Origin of the sequence: Pseudorhodobacter sp. W20_MBD10_FR17, from assembly GCF_052119765.1 — a bacterium.
Taxonomy (GTDB): domain Bacteria; phylum Pseudomonadota; class Alphaproteobacteria; order Rhodobacterales; family Rhodobacteraceae; genus Pseudorhodobacter.
Map to the genome: position 1 here is coordinate 1 of NZ_JBGQOQ010000015.1, position 17,732 is coordinate 17,732.

General features: G+C 57.3%; 17 protein-coding genes and 3 tRNA genes. 9 read left to right on the forward strand and 11 right to left on the reverse strand.

Annotated elements, in window-relative coordinates; translation table 11 throughout:
* Positions 1–2 precede the first annotated feature (2 nt).
* From ACEN2J_RS11500 to ACEN2J_RS11510, 3 genes are all read right to left on the reverse strand, one after another.
* Positions 3–76, reverse strand: a tRNA-Asp gene (locus ACEN2J_RS11500).
* Positions 77–110: 34 nt separating this feature from the next.
* Positions 111–187, reverse strand: a tRNA-Asp gene (locus tag ACEN2J_RS11505).
* Between the two features lie 349 nt (positions 188–536).
* Positions 537–612, reverse strand: a tRNA-Val gene (locus tag ACEN2J_RS11510).
* 154 nt (positions 613–766) lie between these two features.
* Between ACEN2J_RS11510 and ACEN2J_RS11515 the strand changes: the two genes are divergently transcribed.
* The gene (locus ACEN2J_RS11515; RefSeq protein ID WP_442105976.1) at positions 767–1,474 is read left to right on the forward strand and encodes an acylneuraminate cytidylyltransferase family protein; all 708 of its coding nucleotides are present in this window, start codon (positions 767–769) and stop codon (positions 1,472–1,474) included.
* Here ACEN2J_RS11515 and ACEN2J_RS11520 read toward each other — a convergent pair.
* The 7 genes from ACEN2J_RS11520 to ACEN2J_RS11550 form a co-directional block, all read right to left on the reverse strand.
* Positions 1,464–2,741: a 3-deoxy-D-manno-octulosonic acid transferase gene (locus tag ACEN2J_RS11520; RefSeq protein WP_442105978.1), complete on the reverse strand. Its 1,278-nt coding sequence runs from the start codon at positions 2,739–2,741 to the stop codon at positions 1,464–1,466. The two genes, ACEN2J_RS11515 and ACEN2J_RS11520, sit on opposite strands and share 11 nt — an antisense overlap.
* On the reverse strand, positions 2,734–3,993 hold the full coding sequence (locus tag ACEN2J_RS11525) for a 3-deoxy-D-manno-octulosonic acid transferase (protein WP_442105980.1): 1,260 nt from the start codon (positions 3,991–3,993) through the stop codon (positions 2,734–2,736). Before ACEN2J_RS11525 ends, ACEN2J_RS11520 begins: the two co-directional genes overlap by 8 nt.
* Positions 3,986–5,107: a UDP-N-acetylglucosamine 2-epimerase gene (gene neuC / locus ACEN2J_RS11530; protein WP_442105982.1), complete on the reverse strand. Its 1,122-nt coding sequence runs from the start codon at positions 5,105–5,107 to the stop codon at positions 3,986–3,988. The genes ACEN2J_RS11525 and neuC overlap by 8 nt, the downstream gene beginning before the upstream one ends.
* 83 nt (positions 5,108–5,190) lie before the next feature.
* On the reverse strand, positions 5,191–6,219 hold the full coding sequence (locus ACEN2J_RS11535) for an N-acetylneuraminate synthase family protein (protein ID WP_442105984.1): 1,029 nt from the start codon (positions 6,217–6,219) through the stop codon (positions 5,191–5,193).
* Between the two features lie 51 nt (positions 6,220–6,270).
* Positions 6,271–6,789, reverse strand: coding sequence for a gamma carbonic anhydrase family protein (locus tag ACEN2J_RS11540; RefSeq protein ID WP_442105985.1), 519 nt, complete (start codon positions 6,787–6,789; stop codon positions 6,271–6,273).
* Positions 6,786–7,433: a guanylate kinase gene (gene gmk, locus ACEN2J_RS11545; RefSeq protein ID WP_442105987.1), complete on the reverse strand. Its 648-nt coding sequence runs from the start codon at positions 7,431–7,433 to the stop codon at positions 6,786–6,788. The genes ACEN2J_RS11540 and gmk overlap by 4 nt, the downstream gene beginning before the upstream one ends.
* 2 nt (positions 7,434–7,435) lie before the next feature.
* Complete coding sequence (locus tag ACEN2J_RS11550; RefSeq protein WP_442105988.1) at positions 7,436–8,329, reverse strand: YicC/YloC family endoribonuclease; 894 nt, start codon at positions 8,327–8,329, stop codon at positions 7,436–7,438.
* A gap of 237 nt (positions 8,330–8,566) precedes the next feature.
* Here ACEN2J_RS11550 and ACEN2J_RS11555 point away from each other — a divergent pair, with 237 nt between their 5' ends.
* The gene (locus ACEN2J_RS11555; RefSeq protein ID WP_442105989.1) at positions 8,567–9,232 is read left to right on the forward strand and encodes a PAS domain-containing protein; all 666 of its coding nucleotides are present in this window, start codon (positions 8,567–8,569) and stop codon (positions 9,230–9,232) included.
* Positions 9,233–9,336: 104 nt separating this feature from the next.
* On the opposite strand, the gene ACEN2J_RS11560 is transcribed toward ACEN2J_RS11555, so the two are convergent.
* Positions 9,337–10,707: a class II 3-deoxy-7-phosphoheptulonate synthase gene (locus tag ACEN2J_RS11560; RefSeq protein ID WP_442105990.1), complete on the reverse strand. Its 1,371-nt coding sequence runs from the start codon at positions 10,705–10,707 to the stop codon at positions 9,337–9,339.
* 171 nt (positions 10,708–10,878) lie between these two features.
* Between ACEN2J_RS11560 and ACEN2J_RS11565 the strand changes: the two genes are divergently transcribed.
* The 7 genes from ACEN2J_RS11565 to ACEN2J_RS11595 all read left to right on the forward strand — a co-directional run bounded on the left by ACEN2J_RS11565 (position 10,879) and on the right by ACEN2J_RS11595 (position 17,698).
* Complete coding sequence (locus ACEN2J_RS11565) at positions 10,879–11,898, forward strand: GlxA family transcriptional regulator (protein ID WP_442105991.1); 1,020 nt, start codon at positions 10,879–10,881, stop codon at positions 11,896–11,898.
* Between the two features lie 182 nt (positions 11,899–12,080).
* Positions 12,081–13,265, forward strand: a complete 1,185-nt coding sequence (locus tag ACEN2J_RS11570) for an ABC transporter substrate-binding protein (RefSeq protein ID WP_442105993.1) — start codon at positions 12,081–12,083, stop codon at positions 13,263–13,265.
* Between the two features lie 102 nt (positions 13,266–13,367).
* On the forward strand, positions 13,368–14,150 hold the full coding sequence (locus tag ACEN2J_RS11575; protein WP_442105994.1) for an ABC transporter ATP-binding protein: 783 nt from the start codon (positions 13,368–13,370) through the stop codon (positions 14,148–14,150).
* A gap of 88 nt (positions 14,151–14,238) precedes the next feature.
* A complete protein-coding gene (locus ACEN2J_RS11580) occupies positions 14,239–14,949 on the forward strand; it encodes an ABC transporter ATP-binding protein (RefSeq protein ID WP_442105995.1) in 711 nt (236 codons plus the stop codon).
* 3 nt (positions 14,950–14,952) lie between these two features.
* Positions 14,953–15,390, forward strand: coding sequence for a hypothetical protein (locus ACEN2J_RS11585; RefSeq protein WP_442105996.1), 438 nt, complete (start codon positions 14,953–14,955; stop codon positions 15,388–15,390).
* The gene (locus ACEN2J_RS11590; protein ID WP_442105997.1) at positions 15,390–16,400 is read left to right on the forward strand and encodes a branched-chain amino acid ABC transporter permease; all 1,011 of its coding nucleotides are present in this window, start codon (positions 15,390–15,392) and stop codon (positions 16,398–16,400) included. Before ACEN2J_RS11585 ends, ACEN2J_RS11590 begins: the two co-directional genes overlap by 1 nt.
* Positions 16,397–17,698 carry a branched-chain amino acid ABC transporter permease gene (locus ACEN2J_RS11595; protein WP_442105998.1) on the forward strand — a complete coding sequence of 434 codons (1,302 nt, stop codon included), beginning with the start codon at positions 16,397–16,399 and terminating at the stop codon, positions 17,696–17,698. The genes ACEN2J_RS11590 and ACEN2J_RS11595 overlap by 4 nt, the downstream gene beginning before the upstream one ends.
* Positions 17,699–17,732: the final 34 nt, after the last annotated feature.

The window sequence follows — 17,732 nt, forward strand, 5'->3', positions numbered from 1 at the left end:
GGCGCGGTTGACGGGGCTCGAACCCGCGACCCCCGGCGTGACAGGCCGGTACTCTAACCAACTGAGCTACAACCGCGCATTTTTAATTCACGTTCAGGCAGGCGGATGGCTGGCGCGGTTGACGGGGCTCGAACCCGCGACCCCCGGCGTGACAGGCCGGTACTCTAACCAACTGAGCTACAACCGCGTATGCCATCCGAGCCTGCCCGAACGTGTGGGGGTATTACGGTGGGGCGCAGGCGGCGTCAAGCGGCCAATGTTGTTTTTTCGCCCCTTGAGGCAGGAATATTTCCAAGCCGTTGGTAAAGGTGGATTTTCGCCCCTGAATGCCACGGGCTGGACGCATAAACATGATCAGCTGAGCGATATAGCGGTAGCCGCCCCCCTTCATGATTGGGGAATAGCATCGGTAAGCTGTTGACCTGTGAAGGCTGTTTGCAGCCAGTGACGCCAGCGACCGCACAGGCAAAACGCATATGAGAAGCCAGCGCTACCCAAAGGCACGCTGGCCTACATATTTTCGATAATTGAAAAAATGGTGGGTCGTGACGGGCTCGAACCGCCGACATCTTCGGTGTAAACGAAGCGCTCTACCAACTGAGCTAACAACCCGTTGGCGGTGGAATAGCCGATGATTCCGCGGGGTGCAAGAGGGCTTTTCAGCATTTTTTCAAAGAAATGAATTTTGCTGCGTTAGACGGCGCAACAGATTGCAAATGCTGGTAAACAGCGCCATTCCTAACGCTATATAAAAAAGGGGAAAGCGATGATTATTGGCCATATCGGGGTGCGCAAAGGGTCAAAAGGCGTGCCGGGAAAAAATTTTCGCAAGGTCTGTGGCAAGCCCTTGATGGATTGGTCGCTGGATCAGCTTTTTGCCGATCCGCAGGTCGATGCGGTCGTGGTTTCAACCGATGATGAGGAAATGTACGAACATGCGGTGCGCCGTGGCGCTCTGGAAATCGGGCTGCGCCCTGCGCATTTGGCCACCGATACGGCGGGCAAGTTTCATGTCTGGCAGCACGCGTTGGGGGTAACCGAGGCGATCACCGGCCCTGCGACGGCGTTTCTCGATCTGGATTGCACCTCCCCGCTGCGCCTGCCCCAGGATATCACCGATGCGCTGGCGCTATTTGCGGCCGAGCAACCCGATATGGTGATGTCATGCTGCGAGGCGCGCAAGAACCCCTATTTCAACCTTGTAGAGCCGGACGAAAGTGGCGCACTTCATGTGTCAAAACCCCTGCCCGGCCGTGTTTTGGCGCGTCAGCAAGCGCCTGTGGTCTATGAGCATGTGGGCGTGGTCTATGTGGTTGCCCCCGATTATCTGCGCCGCGCCGAGGGTCTGTATGACGGGCGGGTGATTCCCTATGTTCTGTCGGCCGAGCGGTGCCACGATATCGACAGCCCGTTCGACCTTAAGATCGTCGAGTTTTTGTTACAGCAGCAGATTGATGCAGGGCTTAAGGCCTAAGCTTGGCAATACCGGCCAATGTGCGCTGCGTGGCGCCTGCATGGGCGGCAAAGAACGCGTCGATTTGCGCGGGCGTCGGGTCGTCACGCGCAATTAGGGCGGCGGCAAGGGCTGTAGCATCGGGGACAGATTTTGCCACGCCTGCGGCCTCTGCCTCGACAAACGGATATTCGATGGTAAAGGTTTCGGGCCCCACCAGAACAGGTTTTTTCAAGGCCAAAGGCTCGATAATATTATGCGCGCCTTTGGCGTTAAAACCGCCGCCGACGACGACTCGGGTTCCCATCGCAAGGTAGAAATACATCTCGCCAAGACTATCGCCGTAAAACACGTCGATATCTGCGGGCAATCTGCCGGAAAGGTCGGGGCCAAGCGTGGATGACCGGCGGGCAATGCGCAGACCAGCGGCTGTTAGCTGCTCCGCGACCTCTTCAAAACGTTCGGGGCGGCGGGGAACATAGACGAAAAGCGTGTCACGCACGGCCTGCACCGCCTTGATTACGCTGATATATCCAGCATCCTCGCCCTCAATCGCGCTGGCAATCACCACCACATCGCGCATGGGTTTCAACGCCCTACCCGCCGCGATTTGGGCCTGTGGCAAAGGCTGATCAAAGCGCAGCTCGCCCGTGACCTGAATGTTTTTCACCCCTACCGAGCCAAAGCGCGTGGCTTGCAGATCGGATTTCACCAAAGCACCGGCAAAGCCCTGCATAATCTGCGCGCGCAGGCCGGTTTTGGTATCGCGGGCATAGCTTTTGCTGGGGTATTGCGCGTTGCACATGAACAGAGGCACGCCCTTGGCACGACATGCCATAATCATGCGCGGCCAAATCTCAATTTCCATTACCAGCCCGTATTTTGGCTTGAAGGCCTTGAAAAAGCTACGAAAACACAGGCCGATCTCAAACGGGACCCAGACCACGCTGACCTGCCCCGCAGCAATCGCCGCAGCGAAAACACGGGTCGATTCGCGCCGACCTGCAGGGGTGAAATGGGTGATGACCACCCTTTCGCCCTGCCCCAGCAGCGCGTTGATCAGCGGCACAGCCGAGCGCAATTCGCCCAGAGACACCGCATGCACCCAAACGCTGTCTGGTTGTGACGTGTTGTAAAACCCGAAACGCTCGGCGATATGGCTGCGGTAATCGGGGTCTTTGCGCCCGCGCCGCCAAAGGTAGGCCAACACCGCAGGCCAAGCCATAAGCCACAGCACGCCATAGCACGCCAGTGCCAAGCGAAGCTTGGTTGACGGAAATCTAGTCACGCAGCATTCCCAAAAGTTCACCTGCCAAATCATCCAACGGGGCTGCGCGCCGCACAAGCGATTGCCCGCGCAAGCCCAATTGCACCAGATCGGCGCTTTGTAATGCCGAGGCAAGTGCGGCCGAATCGGCCACTTCACGCGCAGCACCTGCAACATGCAACGCGGCGTAATCGGCGGTGAAATTACCAACGCGCGGCCCGTGCAACACGGCACAGCCCAAGGCGGCGGCCTCCCACGGGTTATGCCCCTGAATCGCGCCAAAGCTGCCACCGATCAAGGCGGCGCTGGCCAGCCGGTACCACAGGCCCAGCTCGCCAAAGCTATCGGCAAGATAAATGGGGGCAACCATCTGATCGGGGTCCGCGCTGCGCCGCACGAACGGCATCGGAACCGCAACGTTGCGTTTAGGGTCGCGGGGAACAAGCACCAACAGCCAGCTTGGATCGGCCGCAAACAGGGTTTGCTGGGCAGCCTCGGCAATGCTCTCATCCTCAATATGCGTTGAGGCAGCGACCCAAACCTTGCGGGCCTTGAACATGTTTTGCATGCGCGACAGCTCGGTCGCATTGGCCTGAAGCATCGGTGCTGTGCATTTTAATGAGGCCATAACCGCTACGTCCGACGCGCCCAAAGCCTGCAAATGCGCAGCACTGGCCGCGTCTTGGGCGATAATGCGTTGAAACCTTGGCAGCACGTCACGGTATATCGCTTTGATAATACCGCGTTTTTGCGCCGATTCTGCGGTGATACGTGCGTTCAGCAGCACCAAGGGAATGCCGCGTTGATCGCAGGCATGCACGGCGTTTGGCCAAATTTCTTGCTCGGCCCAAATGGACAGATCGGGCTGCCAATGATCCAAAAACCGCGCGACATAGGTCGGCGCGTCCAACGGCAAATATTGATGAATGGTGCGCGCAGGCAGGTTCGTCGCAATCACCTGCGCCGAGGACCGCGCCGAAGAGGTGATCAGAAAATGTGCGTCAGGATCGGCGCGCCCCATCGCCTCAATCAATCCACGCAGGGCCATCACTTCGCCCAAACCCACGGCATTCAGCCAGATCAGCCGCCCTTGGGGCCGCGCCTGCCCCGCCTGCCCCAGCTTTTCTTGCCACCGCGCGGCATCTTCGCGCCCCTTTCGCAGCCGGTTTTTCAGGTGAAACGAAGCCAGCGGCGCAAGCGCTTGGGTCAGCAGCCGGTAGTTGCGCAGCGATTTGCTTTCGGGTGTGGTGATAACGGCTGGTAAATTATTCATTGTCTTGAAACTCTTTTTGCAGGCCGCGCGCCCAAAAACCGGGATCATTCAGCACCGCAACAAACCGCTGGGCGGATGCACCAGACCCGAAACCTTCGTGGCGCAGGTGCGTTTTGCCCCAGTCTTGTGCCAGAAATTTTGCGATTTTGGCGCTTTCGCCCGCATCGGCAAAGGTGATCGAGGGTGCATCAGCGCGGTTGTGTTGGCGTGTGCCGATATCTAGCGACGGAATGCCCAAAAACGGCGCCTCGCGCACACCAGCCGAGGAATTGCCCACCATGCAGGCCGCATTTTTCATCAACTCGGAAAAATGCGCAAACCGCATCGAGGGGATGAGCCGGAAGCGATCTTTGGGCAAAGCGTTGATGACGCTAAAGATATCTTCGGAACCCGGATCATTATTCGGCGCGATCAATACGAAATTGCGCCCCGATACCTCTAGCGCGCCATAAAGGGCCCGCGCCTGCGCCCCCATCGTCGCCTGCTCGGACGTGACAGGGTGAAACACAGCGATTCCATAGTCTTGAAAGGCTATGCCATAGCGGGAACGCACCTCATCTATCGTCACACCACTGGGCTGCGAGTGGAAATCCAGCTCGGGCGAGCCGATGACATGCACCGCCGCCGCAGGTTCGCCCAAGGCCATGACGCGCCGCGCCGCTGAGTCCGAACTGACAAAATGCGCCGTCGCCAGCTTGGTATTACAATGGCGAAAAACCTCGTCAATCGTGCCCGAAACCTCACCGCCCTCAATATGCCCCGAGCGGATGTAATTGGTGGCCGCGACCAGCGTGCAGGCCAAAGCCTCGACCCGATCACCATGGGTGATAATCAGGTCAGGCTTGGTTTCGGTGATGAAATCAGAAAATCCCATCACGGTTTTGGCCAGCACCATATCTTGCGGATCGCCAGGGCGCTGGTTCAAAAACTCATGCACAGCAACACCTTGCATGCGCTGCACCTCCAGCTTGGTCAGCCCGTAGCGCGCCATCATATGCATGCCCGTGACATAGAACGACACCGCAAACCCGGCATCGCGCGCGGCGATTGCAAGGGGTTCCAACTTACCAAAATCGGCCCGTGTTCCCGTGACGAAAAGTAATGTGCGCGTCATAGATTGGCCTTTTTTCAACTTAACACTCTGCATCGCATTTGCCCCGAACCTTACGATAGATCGCCGCGTCGGTGGCTGCCCTCTTACGCCAAATCAGCCCATTTCAACTGGGTATTGCGCGTCACCGCTCGCGTTAGGCGTTTGCCCACCACCTTATCAAACTCATAGCCCGCAATTTCGCCTGAACCGGGACGACGGGCCCAAATATCAGATTCGGCAATCACATGGCCTTCGGGCAAATCGCGGTCTGCGACCACACTTGCACGGGCAAACCGGTACACCGGCTCTTCGGCCTCGGTCCGTTGTTTGGGATTGTGCAGCGCGATGTGGATTTCCTTTGACCGGTCAATCAGGAATTTCAATTCCACAGGGTCCATCGAATTGATGATATCGGGGCCTTTGCGGTAGCGGCTGTCAGTGTAGTGGCGCTCTAGAATACAGGCGCCCAAAGCCACCGAAGCCAGCGCCATTTCAGGCCCAATCGAATGGTCTGAAAAGCCGACAACGGCACGCGGGAACGCGGCCTTTAGGTCGGTAACCCCCTGCAACGATACAATTTCTGGCGGGCTGGGGTACAGGTTCGTACATTCCAGCAACGCGTAATCCACGCCCGCTGCATCCAAAATCGCCACGCTTGCACGCACGGATTCGATGCTTTGCATACCGGTAGACATAATGATCGGCTTGCCGAACCGCGCGATATGGCGGATCAGCGGCAGGTTATCGGCCTCACCCGAGCCGATTTTATAGGCGGCAACATCCAGCGTTTCCAGAAAATCTGCGGCCGCGCGACTGAAGGGCGTGGACAAATAGATCATCCCGAGGCTCTCGGTATAGGCCTTTAGCGCGCGCTCGTCGTCCAACGACAGCGCACAAGCCTCCATCACATGCCAGATCGACACATCGGCATTGGGCGGAAAGATCGACTTCGCCTCATCCGTCATCTCATCTTCAAGGATATGTGTCTGATGCTTGATACACTCGCAGCCAGAAAGCGCGGCCAGCCGCACCATTTCTTTAGCCACCTCAAGGCTGCCGCCATGATTGATGCCGATTTCGGCGATCACGAGGGGCGGATGATTGGGGCCAATGCTGCGATTGCCGATTTTCATAGCTCTATCCTTCTGCGTTTGCCGCCTTGTAGCCTGAACAAAGTTGCGCGCCTAGACCGGCTTTAGCCCAGCCCGAAAGCGCTGCATGTTTGCGCGATACCTTGCCGCCGAATTCAGCAGCTTTTCTTGCGCCTCGGCATCCAATGTGCGCACCACTTTGCCCGGTGCGCCCATGACCAAACTGCCGTCAGGGATCACTTTGCCCTCGGTTATCAGCGCCCCTGCCCCGATCAGACAGCCTTTGCCGATCTGCGCGCCGTTCAGCACAATAGCGCCCATTCCGATCAGCGACCCTTCGCCGATGATACAGCCGTGCAGCATCACTTTATGGCCGATCGTACAATTCGCACCGATGACAAGCGGGGTGCCGGGGTCAGTATGCAACACGCAGTTTTCCTGAATATTGCTGTTTTCGCCCACGCGGATTTCTTCATTGTCGCCCCGCAAAGTGGACCCGAACCAGACACTCGCCCCCGCTTCCAACACGACCTTGCCAATCAAATTGGCATCATCCGCCACCCAAGTCTCGGCGTGAATTTCGGGGGCAATACTGTCCAAAGCATAGATCATCGTGTTTCAAACTCCTGATTTAGCCCGCGCACAAAACTGGAAAGCTGCGGCTGGCGATCACGGCGCAGGCGCTCGGCCTCAAGGATTGTGCGCAGTTGGGTAAAGGTTTGGTCCAGTTCTCGGTTGGTCAAAACATAGTCATATTCGGCCCAATGGCTGATTTCAGACTGCGATTTTGACATGCGGCCTGCAATAATCTCATCACTGTCTTGCGCACGGCCACGCAGGCGGCGTTCCAGCTCGGCAATCGACGGCGGCAGCACGAAAATTGACACCACATCGCGGCCAAGTGACGAGTTGCGGATTTGCTGGCCGCCTTGCCAATCAATATCAAACAGCGTGTCGCGGCCCTCGGCCATCGCCGACTCGACCGGGCCTTTGGGCGAGCCGTAGAAATTGGTGAACACCTCGGCATGTTCCAACATTTCACCCGCCGCAATCATCGCCTCAAACTGCGCACGACTGCGGAAATAGTATTCACGCCCGTCCTGCTCACCCGCACGCGGCGCACGGGTTGTGGCCGAAACAGAAAAGCGCAGGCTCGGGTCCCATTCCATCAGCATTTTGGCCAGTGTTGATTTTCCGGCCCCCGAAGGCGACGACAGGATAAGCAAAAGGCCACGGCGGTTGGGTGTATCAGGCATCTTTATTCCACGTTTTGTACTTGTTCGCGCATCTGATCAATCACGGCCTTAAGGTCAAGTCCAACCCGTGTCAGCGCCACAGCTTGCGCCTTGGAACACAGTGTATTGGCCTCACGCATAAACTCTTGGGTCAAGAAATCAAGCTTGCGCCCGAAAGGCCCATCCGCCGCCAGCAAGCTGCGCGCAGCCTGAACATGGGCACGCAGGCGGTCCAACTCCTCGGTGATATCGGCCTTTACAGCCAGCAAGGCCAGCTCCTGCTCGATCCGTTTTTCATCTAAATTATCAGCGGCTTGCAGCAGTTTTTTAACATTTTCTTTTAAGGTATCCGCGACCGTATCGCGCCGCGCCTCGGCAATAGTTGCGGCGTCCGTGACCAAAGCGTCAATCTGGTCAAGCTGGCCAAAGATAACGCGGTGCAACGCCTTGCCCTCCTCCACCCGCATCACGATCAGATCGGCAAGCAGGCCATGAAAATCCGCAACCAGCGCAGCAGCAAGCGGGGCGGTGTCGGTGTCATCGCCCACCTGCTCCATCACGCCACGCAGCGACAAAACGTCGGCCTGACTGGCCTGTGCCAGCGTGATGCCGTTGTCCATCGCCACGGCCTCTAGCTCGGCCAACATCGCAAGCGCCGAAGCAAGCGCCGCGGGGTTCAGCCGCATCGGGGCGTCCCCGCCCGCCTCACGGCTTACTTTCAACGTCAGGCTGACATTTCCGCGGTCCAGCCCCTTGCCCAAAAGCGCGCGCAGCTGCGGCTCTAACCCGTCGATCCAATCCGGTACGCGCAGCCGCAGATCCAGCCCCTTGCCATTGACCGAACGCAAATCCCACGCCCAAGCATGCGCCCCGAACTGCCCGCGCCGCGTGGCAAACCCTGTCATTGAGTGCGTCATATCCAAAATCCTCGACTACGTTTCGCGCAACGCGCGCCCTGTAGGGCAAGCATTTACCATTTATACAGATTCTTCACTAAATGCAGCCTGTATTATGTATGTTAAGAATTGAGTAACACATCTTGCACTACCGTTAACCATGTCATTCCCTAGGAAAAGGATGAGAGGGGGCCCGGCCAGAGCAAGACATTGCAGCAAGTAAAGGTCCGCGGCACTGGCGGCCATATGGTAAGTAACATGACGATATCGAATGACGAGACTGACAGCGCATTTCCCAAACGTGACGATCCTTTGGTGTTGGTCCGCGCCTATTGGGAGGCGTTGCGCCAGACGGGCGAGATTCCGTTTCGCACCGATATTAACCCGCGCGGCATAGAGCAGATTTTGTCGAGCACGTTCCTGATAGAGCGAGTCGCCCCAGGCATGGCACGTTTTCGGATTGCGGGGATGGATTTTTCCGATCTGATGGGGATGGAAGTGCGTGGCCTGCCCCTGTCGGCGGTCTTTGTACCCGATGCCCGCGCCGCCCTGACCAGCAAGCTGGAACAGGTATTCCATGGCCCCGCGATTCTGGAAATGACGCTGCAAGCAAGCGGCGGATTGCTAAAACCGAACCTGACCTCACGCATGTTGGTGATGCCGTTGCGCGATGCCCGCGGGCAGACGAACCTTGCGTTGGGATGCTTGGCACTGAAAGGTAAGATAGGCCGCAGCCCGCGCCGCTTTGCGATTTCCGATTGCCAAGTCAGCCCGCTGCTCCGCCCCGTAAACCGCCCCGCCCGCGCGCCAGAAAAGGCACCCGCGACGGGATTCGCCCCACGGGTCATTTCAAACGACACCCCCAAAGAGTTTGCCGAACCTGCCACCGATTTTAAGCCGCACTATTTGCGGTTGGTGGAATAACCCACGTCACTGGCTAAATGGCGCAGATGAAACGGCATTAAAAAAGGGCACCACTTGGTGCCCTTTTTCGATAATCAGAACCGCAGCCAGGTCAAGCCGTCAGATCAAAGTGCGACCCGACGTTCCGCCAAACGGGTTTTTGACAGCTCTTCGGCCACCAAGAACGCCAGTTCCAGCGACTGGCTGGCATTCAGGCGTGGGTCGCAGGCGGTGTGGTAACGATCGGACAGGTTTTCATCCGTCACATCGCGCAAACCACCGGTGCATTCGGTGACATCCTTGCCGGTCATTTCAAAATGAACACCGCCGGGGATAGTATTTTCTGCGTGATGAATGCCAAAGAATTCACGCACTTCGCGCAGCACCGATTCAAACGGACGGGTTTTATAGCCGCTTGCCGCTTTGATCGTGTTGCCGTGCATCGGGTCACAGGTCCAGAGCACATTTGCGCCCTCTTCCTGCACCGCTTTGATCAGGCGTGGCAGGTTGTCGCCAACCTTGCCCGCGCCAAACCGCGCGATCAGCGTCAACCGGCCCGCCTCGTTTTCGGGGTTCAGCTTGGCCATCAGCACCTTCAGGTCTTCGGCAGTCGTCGTCGGGCCGCATTTCAACCCGATCGGGTTCAAAACGCCGCGTGCAAATTCAACATGTGCACCATCGGGCTGGCGGGTGCGATCACCGATCCAGATCATATGGCCCGAGCCTGCAACCGGCTGGCCAGAGATACTGTCAACACGGCACAGCGCCTCTTCATATTCCAACAGCAGCGATTCGTGGCTGGTGTAGAAATCTACCTGGCTCAGCTGATGCGCGGTCGAACTGTCAACGCCCGCCGCCTGCATGAAATCAAGCGCATCGGAAATGCGGTTCGAAAGCTCGCGGTAGCGTTCGGCATTGTGATGTTCAGCAAAGCCAAGCGTCCAAGAATGCACGCGGTGAATATCGGCAAAACCGCCCGTCGAGAACGCGCGTAGCAGGTTCAGGCTGGCCGCTGCTTGGGTATAGGCTTGCAACATACGGGCAGGATCGGGGATCCGGCTGGCTTGTGTTGCCTCAAACCCGTTGATGATATCACCACGGTAGCTGGCGAATTCTTCACCATTGATGATCTCGGTCGGGGCCGAGCGTGGCTTGGCGAATTGCCCTGCCATCCGGCCCACTTTGATTACCGGCACTTTCGCGCCATAGGTCAAAACCACCGCCATTTGCAGCATCACACGAAAGGTGTCGCGGATATTGTCAGCCGAAAACTCGGCAAAGCTTTCGGCGCAATCGCCGCCTTGCAGCAAGAACGCCTTGCCCTCGGACGCCAGCCCAAGTTGCTTTTTGAGGCGCCGTGCCTCACCGGCAAACACCAGCGGCGGATATTTCCCAAGCTGGGCCTCAACGGCGTTCAAGGCATCTGCATCCAAATAATCGGGCATTTGCACCCGAGGTTTGTTGCGCCAATCTGATTTTTTCCAAGCTTGCGTCATCGGTCTTCTCCGAAAGTTAGCGGTATCGGGCTGATGTATAGGCAGGTGTGGGCGGAAAGCAAAGGGTGAAAGACCCAAGCCCCCCTTGCCGCGCCGATGATTTCCTGTTTCGGTGTAGTTGGTTTTAACCAATCCCGCGCCGTCCCACCCGTGCCGTCCCAAAGGAAGCTCATGTCCGTCCCGCAGCAAAAAGCCACCAATGTCGGAAAAACCACTGCACCCAAGCGGTTTGTGTTTTTGCTGTTGGATAAATTCACGATGCTGTCTTTTGCCAGCGCGATTGAGCCGCTGCGCATTGCCAACCGTGTGATTGGCGCGCCGGTCTATCAATGGGTGCTGGCGGGCGAAGGCAATAGCGAAGGCGTGGTGCACTGCTCCAACGGAGCGGCGTTCAAGCTGGATATCGGGCTGTCGGAAATTGATCGCGACGATACGGTGCTGGTGTGCGGTGGCATTGATGTGCAAAAGGCCACGACCAAAGGGATTTTGAATTGGCTGCGGCGTGAGGCGCGCAAAGGTGTGGCGATTGGCGGCTTGTGCACCGGTGCCTATTCTTTGGCTAAGGCAGGGTTGCTGGATGGAAAAAGGGCAACCATCCATTGGGAAAATCAGGATGGTTTCCTTGAGGAATTCGAGCAGGTTAAACTGACCCGCTCAATCTTTGTGATTGATGGCAACCGGATGTCGACTGCGGGCGGCACCGCGTCACTGGATATGATGCTGAAAATCATTGCCGCCGATCATGGCGAAGATGTCGCCAATACGGTTGCGGATCAGTTGATCTATTCGACGATCCGCACCGACCAAGACACCCAGCGGCTGTCTATCCCTACCCGCATCGGCGTGCGCCACCCCAAGCTGTCCCAAGTGATCCAGATGATGGAAACCGCGATTGAGGAACCGATCAGCCCTGCCGATCTGGCAGATGATGTGGGCATGTCCACGCGCCAGCTTGAGCGGCTGTTTCGCCGCTATTTAAACCGCTCGCCTAAGCGGTACTATATGGAGTTGCGGCTTTCAAAAGCGCGCAATTTGTTAATGCAGACCGATATGTCAGTGATCAATGTCGCGCTGGCCTGCGGTTTTGCGTCGCCGTCGCACTTTTCTAAATGCTATCGTGCGCATTACTCCACCACCCCTTACCGCGAACGCGGCACCCAAGGTGCCACATCCTTGCGGCTGTCGATCTGACAGGCGGCACAAGACGGCCCAGCACGGGTGACGCAGGGTAACGCACGAATCCCCACAACCTGCGGTGTTTTTGCCGTTTTTCTTTGCAAGTCAGCCCGATTTCGCGCCGTTTCGCGCCTTTTCTTTTCATTTCCCTTTGTCTAATCTTGGTCTTGGAAAAATTTCCACCTAGGGAGACTATAATGAAAAAACTTATGCTCGCGACAGCTGCAACCGCCTTGATGGCGGGTGGCGCGTTTGCAGAAGATGCAAAAATCGGCATCATTCTCGGATTTACTGGCCCACTCGAATCAATCACGCCCAACATGGCCGCAGGCGCCGAATTGGCGATTGCCGAAGTTAACGCTTCGGGCAAGTTCATGGGCGGCGGCACTGTCACCCCCGTTCGCGCGGACAGCACTTGTGTTGACGCTGCCGCAGCCACCGCTGCCGCAGAACGCCTTGTCACCGCCGAAGGCGTGAACGGCATCATGGGCGCAGATTGCTCGGGCGTTACCGGTTCGGTTTTGCAAAACGTTGCACGTCCAAACGGCATTGGCATGATTTCGCCATCTGCAACATCTCCGGGTCTGTCGAGCGCCGAAGATGACGGCCTGTTCTTCCGCACAGCACCGTCTGACGCCCGCCAAGGCGAAGTTATCGCTGACGTTCTGACAGAGCGTGGCATGAAAAGCATCGCGATTTCCTATACCAACAACGACTACGGCAAAGGCTTGTCCGACAGCATTGCAGCAGCATTTGCAGCCAAAGGCGGCACTGTGACCGTTGTAACGGCGCATGAAGATGGCAAAGCCGACTATTCTGCCGAAGTGGCCACTTTGGCTGCCGCTGGTGGGGATGTACTTGTTGTTGCCGGTTATGTTGACCAAGGCGGCAAAGGCGTGATCCAAGCAGCGCTTGATACCGGCGCGTTTGACACGTTCTTCCTGCCCGATGGCATGTATGGTGAAAGCCTGATCGCCGCCATTGGTGATGGCCTGAACGGCACAATGGGCACCGTGCCCGGTACCGATTCCGAAGGTGCTGCGAAATTTGCCGAACTGGCAACGGCTGCTGGCTTTGACCCGACCTCGTCCTACACCGGCGAAAGCTATGACGCGGCAGCATTGATCATGCTGGCGATGGAAGCGGCGAAATCGACCAATTCCAAGGATTGGACCGCCAAAGTCATGGACGTGGCCAACGCTCCGGGCGAAAAAGTCAACGCAGGCGATCTGGGCCGTGCGCTGGAACTGATCGCTGCTGGCACCGACATCGACTATGTTGGCGCAACCTCGGTCGAGTTGATTGGCAATGGCGAAGCTGCGGGCAACTTCCGCGAATTCACCGTCACTGGCGGCAAGTTCGTCACGGATAAATTCCGCTGATCTTGGCCTAACGGCTAACAATGCGGCCCGAGGGGTACCCCTCGGGCCGTTTAAATATAGTATGGCAGCGGCCAATTCCACTGGCCCCTATGGGAGACTGCGATGATCGTCGTCGAAAACCTGCACAAACATTTCGGCGGCTTCCATGCCGTTGATGGCGCATCTCTTACGATTGAAACCGGTTCAATCACCGGCTTGATCGGGCCAAATGGCGCGGGCAAAACCACGTTATTCAACGTCATCGCCGGACGCCTGCCGCCCACGTCGGGCCGGGTCATAATGGCGGGTGAGGATATCACCGGCCTGCCGCCGCATGAATTGTTTCACAAAGGCCTGCTGCGCACCTTTCAAATCGCGCATGAGTTTGGTTCGATGACGGTGCGCGAAAACCTGATGATGGTGCCGGAAAACCAGACCGGTGAAGCACTGTGGAGCACATGGTTCGCGCGGGGCCGCATTGCCGCCGAGGAGCGCCGCATCCGCGACAAGGCCGATGATGTGCTGGAGTTTCTGACCATTAGCCATTTGGCCGACCAGCGCGCCAGCGACATTTCCGGCGGCCAGAAAAAGCTGTTGGAACTGGGCCGCACGATGATGGTCGATGCCAAGATTGTGTTCTTGGATGAGGTGGGTGCCGGCGTGAACCGCACGCTGCTGAACACCATCGGCGACGCGATTTTACGCTTGAATAAGGAACGGGGCTATACGTTCTGCGTGATCGAGCATGACATGGATTTCATCGCGCGCATCTGCAACCCGGTAATTTGTATGGCCGAAGGTAAGGTTTTGGCCCAAGGCACCGTGGACGAAGTGAAAAACGACGAGCGTGTGATTGAGGCGTATTTGGGCACCGGCCTAAAGAACAAGATTAAGACCAGCGCGTAACCCCGTAAGGCTGCACGCCTGTGGCTGTTTGACTATAGATGAATGAAACCGCCACCCGAAACCCGAGGCAGCGGCGCAGAGGAATTAGATGTCAGAACCGTTTTTGATTGGTGAAAATATGACCGGCGGCTACGGCGCGGCGGATATTTTGCACAATTGTACCATCGCCGTTGAAAAGGGCGAAATTGCTGTGATTGTCGGCCCCAATGGTGCTGGCAAATCAACCGCGATGAAGGCCGTGTTTGGCATGCTGAACCTGAGGGCGGGGCATGTAAAGCTGCAAGGCGAGGATATCACCGCCCTGTCACCCCAAGACCGCGTTGCCAAAGGCATGGCCTTTGTGCCGCAAACCTCAAACATCTTTACCTCCATGACGGTTGAGGAAAACCTAGAGATGGGGGCATTTTTGCGCCGCGACGATATCTCAGCCACAATTGCGCAGGTCTATGACCTGTTTCCGATTTTGAAAGACAAACGCCATCAGCCCGCAGGTGAGCTGTCGGGTGGGCAGCGCCAACAGGTGGCCGTGGGCCGCGCGTTGATGACGCAGCCAAAGGTGTTGATGCTGGACGAACCCACCGCAGGCGTGTCGCCCATCGTGATGGATGAGCTGTTTGACCGGATCATCGAGGTGGCGCGCTCGGGTATTTCCATTTTGATGGTGGAACAAAACGCCCGTCAAGCGCTTGAAATCGCGCATAAAGGCTATGTTTTGGTGCAAGGGGCCAACCGCTTTACCGATACCGGACAGGCCTTGATGCAAGACCCCGAAGTGCGCCGCAGTTTCTTGGGGGGCTAGTCGATGGATACGCGCCCGTTTGTACTGTCGGTTAGCGTCTTCATGGTGCTGGTGACAGCGATTATGTTTATCAGTCAGTGGGAGTACAAGGTCACCCCGCAAAAGTTGGTTGCTTTCGCTTGCAAGTTTGACAGCATTTGTCGGGGCAGCGATTGCAGGGGCCCCCTACCCGCCGATATCGTAATTTTGCCCGTGGCCGAGGATGGCCGCGCCTATTACTTTGAGGCGGGCTTTGAAACGGGGCGCAATGCGCTGGAAACGGTGAGCGAGACGGAATGGGTGATGCGGACCGACAAAACAGGCATGAGGCGGTTTCAATTGCGCGAAAACGGCGCGTTGACCGTGACTGAAACAGACGGATTTGCGGCAGATAGCACTGTGCTGGGCACCGCAACAGGGTTCTGCGTTGATGCGGACCGGATGAATAAAGGGCAAGCTTGATGGATATTTTAAACGCAATCGTGGCCTTTGTGAATTTTGTGGTGGTTCCGGCCACCGCATATGGCGCGCAACTGGCACTGGGGGCGCTGGGGGCCACGCTGGTTTACGGCATCTTACGATTTTCAAACTTTGCCCAAGGCGATACGATGGCGTTTGGCACTATGGTCACCATTTTGGTGACATGGTGGCTGCAAAGCATGGGCGTGCATTTTGGGCCGCTGCCGACAGCGTTGATCGCGATGCCGGTTGGGATTGCAGCGACTGCGGCGCTGTTGCTGCTGACAGACAGGTTCGTCTACCGATTTTACCGCAAACAACGCGCGGTGCCGACAATTTTGGTGATTGTCTCGCTAGGTGTGATGTTCGTGATGAACGGTATTACCCGCCTTATTATCGGCGTTGACGAACGCAACTTTGCCGATGGCGAACGCTTTGTCATGACGGCGGGCGAGTTTAAAAAATGGACAGGCCTGTCCGAAGGCTTGGCGATCAAATCGACCCAAGCCATTACCGTGATTACGGCGATCATCGTGGTGGCATGGCTGTTTTGGTTCTTGCAGAAAACCCGTACCGGTAAGTCGATGCGCGCGTTTTCAGACAATGAGGATTTGGCGCTGTTGTCGGGCATAAACCCGAACCATGTGGTCAACGTGACGTGGATTATCGTGGCCGCATTGGCGACGATCGCGGGTGTGCTCTATGGTTTGGATAAGTCGTTCAAACCCTTTACCTATTTCCAACTGCTGCTGCCTATCTTTGCGGCGGCGGTGGTGGGTGGCCTTGGCAACCCGTTGGGCGCAATCGCGGGCGGGTTTGTTGTGGCCTATTCCGAGGTCTTTGTGACCTATGCGTGGAAAAAGGTCATCGGCTATCTGGTGCCCGAGGCTTGGGCGCCTGACAATCTGATCCAACTCCTGTCGACAGACTACAAGCTGGCGGTCAGTTTTATTATACTTATCATAGTGTTGCTGTTCATGCCCACCGGGCTGTTTAAGGGGAAATCGGGATGAACAAACGTAATCTTATCCTGTTCGGGCTGGTCGCGGTTCTCTATATCGGCACCGGATATTTCCAAAGCTGGAACCTCGCCCTTAGTATCCTGACCATTGGGTTGCTATCGGCGATCATGGCTTTGGGCGTGAATATGCAGTGGGGCTATGCGGGCCTGTTCAACACCGGCATCATGGGCTTTGCGGCCCTTGGCGGGTTGGCTGTGGCGCTCGTGTCCTCTCCGCCTGTGCCCGAGGGGTGGGCGGCTGGTGGCTGGGGTATCGTGGCAGGGCTTGGTTTTGGCATTGTCGTGATCGTGGCCGCGACACAGGTGTATAAGCGGATGGCCAAAGGCCGGATGCGCACAATGGCCATGTTGGCCCTGCTGATCGGCGGCTTCTTTGCATTTCGGGAAATTTTCGACCCTGCGGTTGAGGCGGTTGAGGCGATCAATTCCGCAACGGCTGGCAACGTTGGCGGGCTTGGCCTGCCATCCCTGCTGGCGTGGCCCGTGGGCGGGCTGTTGGCGGCGCTTGCGGCTTGGGCGATCGGCAAGATCTCATTGGGCCTACGGTCGGATTATCTGGCTATTGCCACGCTTGGCATTGCCGAAATCATCATCGCTGTGATGAAAAATGAAGATTGGCTGGCGCGCGGTGTAAAAAATATGATCGGCCTGCCCCGCCCGTGGCCCGTGCCCTATGAGGTGGATTTGCAGCAAAATGCGGCCTTCCTTGAATGGGCCGCGAACTACGGGTTTGATCCGGTTGGCGCCTCATCCATCGTGGTCAAGCTGGCTTATGTCGTTCTGTTTGCGACGGTTTTGGCGCTGGTGGTCTGGATGTCGGAAATGGCATTGAACAGCCCTTGGGGCCGCATGATGCGGTCTATCCGCGACAATGAGGTGGCGGCCGCTGCGATGGGTAAAAACGTGACACGCCGACATTTGCAGGTGTTTGTCATCGGCTCGGCCGTGGTTGGTTTTGCGGGTGCTATGATGACGTCGATGGACGGACAGCTGACGCCCGGCACCTATAACCCGCTGCGCTTTACCTTTCTGATCTGGGTTATGGTGATTGTTGGCGGATCGGGCAATAACTGGGGTGCGGTGCTGGGTGGCCTGCTGATCGGTTGGTTGTGGCTGATCGTGGAAAGCCTTGGGCCGGGTGTGATGTCGATGGTGACCTATGGCATGGGCGATGGCTGGCTTAAAACGCACCTGATGGACTCGGCGCAAAACATGCGGCTGTTGACCTTGGGGGTGATTTTGCTGCTCGTCATGCGGTTTAGCCCGCGCGGGTTGATCCCGGAAAAATAAAGCCACGCCTTGGGATGAACAAGGGGGGGCATTC

Excerpts from the sequence above, each read along its gene's own strand:
- ACEN2J_RS11515 (WP_442105976.1), top strand. The coding sequence starts at position 767 with ATGATTATTGGCCATATCGGGGTGCGCAAAGGGTCAAAAGGCGTGCCG.
- ACEN2J_RS11525 (WP_442105980.1), bottom strand. The coding sequence starts at position 3,993 with ATGAATAATTTACCAGCCGTTATCACCACACCCGAAAGCAAATCGCTG.
- neuC (WP_442105982.1), bottom strand. The coding sequence starts at position 5,107 with ATGACGCGCACATTACTTTTCGTCACGGGAACACGGGCCGATTTTGGT.
- ACEN2J_RS11535 (WP_442105984.1), bottom strand. The coding sequence starts at position 6,219 with ATGAAAATCGGCAATCGCAGCATTGGCCCCAATCATCCGCCCCTCGTG.
- ACEN2J_RS11540 (WP_442105985.1), bottom strand. The coding sequence starts at position 6,789 with ATGATCTATGCTTTGGACAGTATTGCCCCCGAAATTCACGCCGAGACT.
- gmk (WP_442105987.1), bottom strand. The coding sequence starts at position 7,433 with ATGCCTGATACACCCAACCGCCGTGGCCTTTTGCTTATCCTGTCGTCG.
- ACEN2J_RS11550 (WP_442105988.1), bottom strand. The coding sequence starts at position 8,329 with ATGACGCACTCAATGACAGGGTTTGCCACGCGGCGCGGGCAGTTCGGG.
- ACEN2J_RS11555 (WP_442105989.1), top strand. The coding sequence starts at position 8,567 with ATGACGATATCGAATGACGAGACTGACAGCGCATTTCCCAAACGTGAC.
- ACEN2J_RS11560 (WP_442105990.1), bottom strand. The coding sequence starts at position 10,707 with ATGACGCAAGCTTGGAAAAAATCAGATTGGCGCAACAAACCTCGGGTG.
- ACEN2J_RS11565 (WP_442105991.1), top strand. The coding sequence starts at position 10,879 with ATGTCCGTCCCGCAGCAAAAAGCCACCAATGTCGGAAAAACCACTGCA.
- ACEN2J_RS11570 (WP_442105993.1), top strand. The coding sequence starts at position 12,081 with ATGAAAAAACTTATGCTCGCGACAGCTGCAACCGCCTTGATGGCGGGT.
- ACEN2J_RS11575 (WP_442105994.1), top strand. The coding sequence starts at position 13,368 with ATGATCGTCGTCGAAAACCTGCACAAACATTTCGGCGGCTTCCATGCC.
- ACEN2J_RS11580 (WP_442105995.1), top strand. The coding sequence starts at position 14,239 with ATGTCAGAACCGTTTTTGATTGGTGAAAATATGACCGGCGGCTACGGC.
- ACEN2J_RS11585 (WP_442105996.1), top strand. The coding sequence starts at position 14,953 with ATGGATACGCGCCCGTTTGTACTGTCGGTTAGCGTCTTCATGGTGCTG.
- ACEN2J_RS11590 (WP_442105997.1), top strand. The coding sequence starts at position 15,390 with ATGGATATTTTAAACGCAATCGTGGCCTTTGTGAATTTTGTGGTGGTT.
- ACEN2J_RS11595 (WP_442105998.1), top strand. The coding sequence starts at position 16,397 with ATGAACAAACGTAATCTTATCCTGTTCGGGCTGGTCGCGGTTCTCTAT.